Here is a 7,034-nt window from a genome sequence, read left to right as displayed (position 1 = left end):
CTGGGTGCCTAATTTTTCCGACGGCCGGGCCGGACGATTTGAGATCTTTAATGAAGACAATGAGAATGAGGTAATTTCAGTTAGAACTGTTGGTAATGGTACAGCAGGTGATTTCAAAGTGGATAGAGTAACAGGTACTTCACCTGCCGTAAGAGGAGAGGTAAATTCCCAGTTTGCTAATTTTGGAACTGCGGGTATTTATGGCATATCATCAGGTACAGGTGGTTTTGCAGGCTTGTTTCATGCCTCCAACCCTGCCGGCAATGGCCCTGCGCTTATTGCAATAGCCGATGGTAATGGCAACGGGGTTACCGCTAATGCTTCGAATCTAGGTGACGGAGTAGAAACAACCGCAGATGGAAGCGGTAACGCGCTCTTTGCATGGACCCCAAATTTCAGTAACGGCAGGGCAGCGAGACTTGTTAACTTCAATGATGGAAATACCAACCCGGTACTCACAGTGGAGCAACATAGCAATGGTAATATAGCGTTGTTCAAAAGCGGAAATCCCGGTACTGTTAACGTTGCCAGGATAAATTCAGCTGGCCGCGGCTTCTTTAATGGCGGCACACAGGTAGGCGGTGCTGACCTTGCAGAATCTTTTGAAGTTACCGGATTTGCAGCTGCCTATGAGCCTGGAGATATTTTGGTCATATCTACTACAAAAGACAGAGTGGTCGAAAAATCCAGCAAACCATATTCTACACTTGTTGCGGGTGTATATGCCACAAGACCTGGAGTGCTGTTGACAGAAGAGCACATCGATGCTGATTTAAGCGCACAGGTACCAATGGGCGTGATTGGCGTAATCCCTACCAAGGTATGTCTGGAAGGCGGCGCTATTTCAAGAGGTGATCTTCTGGTCACTTCATCTACTCCGGGAGTAGCAATGAAAGCAGATCCGGATAAAGTAAAAATTGGACAAGTGCTGGGTAAAGCACTCGAACCATTTGATGCACAAGGTATCAGCAAAATAAAAGTATTGGTCAGTGTTAAATAATCAGCATAAAAACAAGGATATGAAAACCATCAATAAAATTAATTGCATCGTAATGATTGGCGCTGGTCTGCTGATCAGTTCAGCCGCACAGGCACAGGATAAATATAAAACCAATGAGAGTGTTGGAAAACAATTGACAGAAAACTCAGTGCCTGGATTAAAATACGGACCTGAATCCCAGCAAAGACAAGCAAAAAAAGCGGTCGACCCAAAACAAGAGACAAAGGGAAATATCAGGGATATTATATTTAAGGGCGGCGTTCCCTCCCCAACACCGCAAACATCAAAAACAAGTCAGGCAGCTTTAAGCAAATCAGCACCGTCGAAACTGCCAAGTGATGTTAAACCTGAAAAGGAAGAAAAGAAAGAAGTTGTGGTTCCAAAACCGCCTTCACAGGGAGACGAAAAGAAAACAAATTAATAAAATTGAATAATTCAATTCTTTACAATGGTTAGTTTAACCTGGTTAGCATGAGCTGGCCAGGTTTTTTGCTATTAACCTTTTACTATTTATTTTATTTTTTTACCTTCATAAAAAAATTGAAACATGGAACATCATCAATCGCCTGAAGGTTTTCAAACTCTTGTAGGACTTTTAACTGTAGTATTAATCGTAGCAGTAACTGCTTTCTACCTGTCGTTTATGAAAAAACGCAAATCAGAAGACTCAGGTCATCACTAGAATATTTCCTTCGGCTTTATATTAAGCTCAAAATGAAACTGTCATTTGGCATTAAATCAATGCGTTCAACTGGCGGTTTTTCATTTTAAGCCCCATTCCGGTTTTAACGAATATATCAAAACCTTTACGCTGCTTAATAGCCCTGATGCCTTCGTATCCGGCTGGCGTACTCCTGATCTTGTTGAGCAGATAAGTATCATCTTTTTGAAGATCGTCTACATTCAGTTCATTTCTTTGCAGTCCGGACTTAATCAACTCGGTTAATATTCTATTGGCATATACATGCAATGGCAAGTTAAAAACCTCATTGATCAGTCGTGCATACAGTGCATTGATCCACTCTGCATTTTCCGGATCACTAATAACTATCAGATCATCCTGGATCAAAAGTTGTTTTATAAATTCTTTAATTTCAGCTATGGTCACCAGGCCGGCATAATATGAATCTCTAAGTGTATAATCCAGCCGATCTGCGCAAAGCCCCGGCATAGACTGTTCAAGGAGCTTAAAGTCGCCATTAATGACCTGATCTATTTGGTATCCATGCCAGGATAGAATTTCTGGAATGTCTGATGATAGCAATACCTTTTCAAAAATCTGCTCATGATAATCTTCCTCAGCATTATTAAATACGTAATCTCCGACATGAGAAAATGCGGTATGAGATATATCATGAAGTAATCCAGCAATTTGTTCCAGCTCAGAACCTCCCAGTTTCCTGATCAGGAGCATTACCCCTATTGAATGTTCCAGCCTGCTGTGGTTAATATCAGGATTGACCAAAAAAATTGCGCCGCTTTGATGAATACGGCTTAATCTTTTTAAAGATGCTGAATTTAATAAATCTTCAAATACACCAGGCAACTCGATTTTGCCAAAAAATATATCATTTATAGTGATCATAACATTAGTATTTCACTACAATATTACTAATATTTTTAGTTATATTCAAGACATAAAGCAAATATTTTTAGCATTATTTTCATTTTTTTTTTACAGACTGATATACTAACTATATTAGCCATTGGTTAATTAAATGATTTGTTGATCAGAAAAATAATACATATTGATATGGATGCATTTTATGCGTCTGTCGAGCAGCGGGACTTCCCAGAATACAGGGGAAAGCCAATTGCGGTCGGGGGTTCTCCCGATGGCCGGGGCGTGGTAGCAGCCGCCAGCTATGAAGCACGCAAGTTTGGCGTAAAATCTGCTATGCCTTCAAGACAGGCACTTCAGTTGTGCCCGGAACTTATTTTTGTAAGACCCAGGTTCGATGCGTACAAAGCGGTATCTGCCAAGATCAGGGAGATTTTTGGGAGATACACTGACCTTATAGAACCCCTTTCTTTGGATGAGGCTTATCTTGATGTATCTGCAGATAAATTAAATATCGGATCTGCACTGGCAATAGCAGGTCAGATTAAACAAGCCATTAAAGACGAACTGAACCTGACTGCTTCAGCGGGCGTTTCTTCCAGTAAGTTTGTGGCTAAAATTGCTTCCGACATCAATAAGCCTGACGGTCTGACTTTTATAGGCCCCTCCAAAATTGAGGCTTTTATGGAACGGCTGCCTGTAGAACGATTTTTTGGCGTTGGCAAGGTCACTGCAAAAAAAATGAAAAGCATGAACCTGCATATGGGTGCTGATCTGAAAAAGCTCTCCGAGCAGGAGCTCATGAAACATTTCGGAAAATCAGGCAAATTTTATTATTCAATAGTCAGGGGAATAGATGAGCGCGAGGTACAGTCCGAAAGGGTCACGAAATCACTGGCTGTTGAAGACACCTTTGAACATGACCTGATCACCATTGAAGAAATGCATACTGAACTCCATAAACTTGCCGACAAGATTTGCCTGCGGCTGCGAAGGAACCAGTTAATGGGCAGAACTGTGACCTTAAAGTTGAAATATCATGATTTCAAACAGATTACAAGGAACCAGTCTTTCCATGATCCTACCTCAGATTACACAATCATTATGGATGCGGTAAAGCATTTGCTTGAAAATGTAGATCTGGAAGACAAAAAGGTTCGTTTGCTGGGAATATCTCTTTCTAATTTTGGGCCCTTACCCCCGCCTCTTAGGCCCGGTGATCCTTACCAGCTGGAATTATTTGATTGAATTTATCACTATACTATTTCGGGCATCGAGATTTTATTTTAATCTAAACAAAAAATAACATGAGTTTGTTAATTTATTAAATAAAAAAATCATATTATGAAAACTCTTACTTTAACTCTTATGCTTGGTGTCACAGTGTTGTTTGGAGCAAACGCACAGATACAAAAGGGAAATGTGATGATGGGTGCTAACATTTCCGATATTCAGTTTGGTCTGGATAAACCCAATGTTTTCAGTTTGTCGATAAATCCTAAAGCAGCCTGGTTTGTACAGGACGGACTTGCACTCGGCGGTGATGTTTCATTTGGTTTAGCAACGGCTAAGAACTCAGGAACTGATATTACTTATGGCGTGGGTGCTTTAGGTCGTTACTATGGATCAACCGGTGCTGATGAGGTGGTCAAAAATTCCAGATTTTTTGGTGAAGCCACTGTTGGCGTATCTGGTGTAAATCCTTCCGAAGGAGGAAATACAAATGGTCTTGGATTTAGTTTTGGCCCTGGTTTTACCTATTTCGTCACCCCGTCAATTGGACTGGAAGGCTTGCTGAAATACAATGGAGTTGTCGGTTTTGGAAGCAGTGCATATGCACACAAGCTTTCTTTGGGTGTTGGGTTTCAAATTTACCTGCCCGGCAAAAGTACCGCCAGAAAAGTGGGGAGAGATATGCAGTAAATTTATTCAATAATTTAAAACAAGGCTGTTCATAATGTGTTTCATAGGAACAACTTAAAATCATAAGGCTATGAATAATCATGATGAAAAACAAGTTGGCTCTAACCTCACCGGTGCAGCAATACCCGGAAAACCAGGGCATCAGCGAGACATTCCGATACCGGTCGATCCAACCATAGAGATTGAGCATGAAGATAAGGAAGATGATCGACCGGTAAAGCACATAGAAAATACCGATGCATTGTTAGGAGATGTACATCCGGCAGACGGCAGTGAAAATTCTCAGGAAGAAGCTAACGTAAAAAAAGAGAATGGAACATAATAATGTGGCTATCATCCTGCGTATTTTCTCAGTTGATAGCCATGGCAGTAAGCCTTATTTTTGAATTACTATTTATCTAACACTAAGTCTAGTAATCATGTATCTCAAAAAGATTAATAAATCGTCGGTAAGGCAATTCGCCTACGGACTGTTAAAGTTCCTCGCCTTTGCCCTTTTCATTTTCTGTTTTTATCAGGCTTGCAAAATCACAACTCCTTAATTCCCAGATTACTTATCAGGTTTTAAAAAGTTCCATGATAGCTTGGAACGTGAATGCTTTTGCTCTTCGACAAGGAATTTAGCAATCTGGTTTAATTGTGATTCATATTCACTAACAGTTCTGTCTCCAAGTGCTACAAGCTTTTCAATATTAGAAGCGCTTGCTGCATCCAGACCCTCCTTAATACTTTCTAAACTGGTGGGTTCTATCCGCACATAGTTTTTTTCCTTGCCAACAGAGCTAAAAAGCTGATGCAGGAAGAAGTCACTCGTTTCTGCAACACCACTCATCATAATGTCTATCAGGGCCGGAACGATAGCCATCGCACTGCTCTTTTTGAAATGTTCATAGTCATAAGATCTGCGGGATCTTCCAGTCCCCAAAGAGAAGAGATAGATGTCATTAATTCGCGTTTGATTGAATGCCTTTGTCACTTCAATAAGGCCGCTCAGCGCCGGATTGGTTGCAAATACGCCTCCATCTAGTAAAGGATACCTGACGTTGGCCAGGGAATGAATTTCAGCAACGCTAAAATAGGTGGGCGCGGCAGAAGTGGCCCGGCAAACATCCTTTAAATAAAAATCACGTATGTCACCCCTGGCAATGGCGTTTTGTTGTCTGAAAAAATGGGTCTTTCGAAGTTCGATGTTGTAAGCGCTGATGATACATGGCTTTATCAATTGACTGAGCCTGGTCTCGCCAAAGTATTTTTCCAATACTCCCTCAAAGACTGCACTGTTGTAGCGCTCACCGGCCAATCCAAATTTAGCCCTTAATCTTTTAAAGAAACCCATTTTGAAGATTTCGTTTCCGTGTTCAAGGTACAAGTCTAAGGCAGCTTTGGCTGAAAACCTCGGGCGCGTTGGATGATCTTCGGAGGGGCACAACAAGAGACAGGTGAGAATACCACCCGTACTTGTTCCCGCAAAGAAATCAAAATAATCGACAATTGCAGCGTCAGGGTTTTTACTTTCTTTTTTAAGTTTTTCTTCCAGTGCCACAAGAAACATTCCCGGAATGATCCCCCTTATGCCACCACCATCAATAGAAAGTATCTTTTTCATAAACGCAATATCGGCTTCTGGTAAATATAAATGGTTTTTTATTGAAAATAAAAAACTGCGTATTTACGCAGTTGACGGCTATACTTTATACAGGTACTTTTACTTCAAGACTTTTACATCTGCCTAAGTTCATGTTAAAGTTATAACCCGGATCAATTTAGTACTTTGTTTCCGGGTTTGATTAAAAAGGTTAGAATTCACAATATCGCAACGCTCTGCAAAAACAAACAAAAGCCGGAGTAATTCGGCTTTGTTTTTTTATCTTCTATTTCCAAGTAGTCTTACTTTAAAAGGATAGGGCCTTACAGAAAATCTTCCCTGTGCGGTGTAAATGAATCGATTAAAGTCCCCGGTTCCAGGCAAACGCAACCGTGGATGACATACGGTGGTACATAATAGCCGTCCCCCTGTTTGATGGTATGAACCTCTTCACCAATGGTCATTTCAAACACACCGCTGGCCACATAGGTAACCTGGCTATGATGATGTTCATGGAGGTCCCCTACAGCATCCTTTTCAAACTTTGCCTTGACAAGCATAATCCTTTCATCGTATCCAAAAACCTGTCTTTGTATGCCATTTCCCAGATCTTCCCATTCAATTTCACGCTCTTTTTGAAACAGATGACTTTGTAACATAGCTATTTGCTTTAGATTAGAATAGATACGGCCAAAGATAGTGAATTTTACAAACCAGGCCGGCATCCACCGGCCTTGATTTATATATTAACTACCTAAATTGTTTTCTATTTTTTATTGAACGCGTCCAATCCGCTTTGCAGGTAGGCGGCATATTCTTTAGCATCGAATACCGCACCCTGTGGTTTTACCAGCGGAACCAGGTCATGTCCGGTGAGCACATAAAAAGGCTGCGAGTTTGAGTTATATTTGCTTGCCTGGAAATCACTGTTCCAATAACCAAGGTCATCTGTATTCCTCCGCAGG

General features: G+C 41.0%; 8 protein-coding genes and 2 pseudogenes. 6 read left to right on the top strand and 4 right to left on the bottom strand.

Annotation, left to right across the window (positions count from 1 at the left end):
* From VK541_RS00360 to VK541_RS00350, 3 genes and pseudogenes are all read left to right on the top strand, one after another.
* Nucleotides 1–1,000: pseudogene (locus tag VK541_RS00360) on the top strand (collagen-like protein); the annotation flags it as partial.
* Nucleotides 1,001–1,019: 19 nt separating this feature from the next.
* Nucleotides 1,020–1,421 (top strand): hypothetical protein, encoded by a 402-nt coding sequence (locus VK541_RS00355; RefSeq protein WP_324365746.1) that lies wholly within the window; start codon nt 1,020–1,022, stop codon nt 1,419–1,421.
* A 126-nt stretch (nt 1,422–1,547) separates the two neighbouring features.
* The gene (locus tag VK541_RS00350) at nt 1,548–1,682 is read left to right on the top strand and encodes a hypothetical protein (protein WP_324365744.1); all 135 of its coding nucleotides are present in this window, start codon (nt 1,548–1,550) and stop codon (nt 1,680–1,682) included.
* Nucleotides 1,683–1,733: 51 nt separating this feature from the next.
* Here VK541_RS00350 and VK541_RS00345 read toward each other — a convergent pair whose 3' ends face one another.
* Nucleotides 1,734–2,585: an HD domain-containing protein gene (locus VK541_RS00345; RefSeq protein WP_324365742.1), complete on the bottom strand. Its 852-nt coding sequence runs from the start codon at nt 2,583–2,585 to the stop codon at nt 1,734–1,736.
* A 168-nt stretch (nt 2,586–2,753) separates the two neighbouring features.
* Here VK541_RS00345 and dinB point away from each other — a divergent pair, with 168 nt between their 5' ends.
* The 3 genes from dinB (at nt 2,754) to VK541_RS00330 (ending at nt 4,806) form a co-directional block, all read left to right on the top strand.
* Nucleotides 2,754–3,809, top strand: a complete 1,056-nt coding sequence (gene dinB, locus VK541_RS00340) for a DNA polymerase IV (protein WP_414692595.1) — start codon at nt 2,754–2,756, stop codon at nt 3,807–3,809.
* Between the two features lie 96 nt (nt 3,810–3,905).
* Nucleotides 3,906–4,484, top strand: a complete 579-nt coding sequence (locus tag VK541_RS00335; RefSeq protein ID WP_324365740.1) for a hypothetical protein — start codon at nt 3,906–3,908, stop codon at nt 4,482–4,484.
* Between the two features lie 70 nt (nt 4,485–4,554).
* Nucleotides 4,555–4,806, top strand: a complete 252-nt coding sequence (locus VK541_RS00330) for a hypothetical protein (RefSeq protein ID WP_324365738.1) — start codon at nt 4,555–4,557, stop codon at nt 4,804–4,806.
* A 228-nt stretch (nt 4,807–5,034) separates the two neighbouring features.
* Here the strand turns inward: VK541_RS00330 and VK541_RS00325 are convergent, their stop codons facing one another.
* From VK541_RS00325 to VK541_RS00315, 3 genes and pseudogenes are all read right to left on the bottom strand, one after another.
* Nucleotides 5,035–6,090: a patatin-like phospholipase family protein gene (locus VK541_RS00325; RefSeq protein ID WP_324365736.1), complete on the bottom strand. Its 1,056-nt coding sequence runs from the start codon at nt 6,088–6,090 to the stop codon at nt 5,035–5,037.
* Nucleotides 6,091–6,392: 302 nt separating this feature from the next.
* Entirely contained in the window at nt 6,393–6,728 is a 336-nt protein-coding gene (locus VK541_RS00320) for a cupin domain-containing protein (RefSeq protein WP_324365733.1), read from the bottom strand.
* A 107-nt stretch (nt 6,729–6,835) separates the two neighbouring features.
* Nucleotides 6,836–7,034 (bottom strand): annotated as a pseudogene (locus VK541_RS00315) (hypothetical protein); the annotation flags it as partial.

Source organism: Pedobacter sp. (assembly GCF_035317785.1).
Classification (GTDB): domain Bacteria; phylum Bacteroidota; class Bacteroidia; order Sphingobacteriales; family Sphingobacteriaceae; genus Pedobacter.
Note: the sequence above shows the minus strand (reverse complement) of the source record. Positions and strands in the feature narration are given on the sequence as shown.

Coding starts and splice junctions, on each gene's coding strand:
- VK541_RS00330 (WP_324365738.1), top strand. CDS start 4,555: ATGAATAATCATGATGAAAAACAAGTTGGCTCTAACCTCACCGGTGCA.
- VK541_RS00350 (WP_324365744.1), top strand. CDS start 1,548: ATGGAACATCATCAATCGCCTGAAGGTTTTCAAACTCTTGTAGGACTT.
- VK541_RS00320 (WP_324365733.1), bottom strand. CDS start 6,728: ATGTTACAAAGTCATCTGTTTCAAAAAGAGCGTGAAATTGAATGGGAA.
- VK541_RS00345 (WP_324365742.1), bottom strand. CDS start 2,585: ATGATCACTATAAATGATATATTTTTTGGCAAAATCGAGTTGCCTGGT.
- dinB (WP_414692595.1), top strand. CDS start 2,754: ATGGATGCATTTTATGCGTCTGTCGAGCAGCGGGACTTCCCAGAATAC.
- VK541_RS00335 (WP_324365740.1), top strand. CDS start 3,906: ATGAAAACTCTTACTTTAACTCTTATGCTTGGTGTCACAGTGTTGTTT.
- VK541_RS00355 (WP_324365746.1), top strand. CDS start 1,020: ATGAAAACCATCAATAAAATTAATTGCATCGTAATGATTGGCGCTGGT.
- VK541_RS00325 (WP_324365736.1), bottom strand. CDS start 6,090: ATGAAAAAGATACTTTCTATTGATGGTGGTGGCATAAGGGGGATCATT.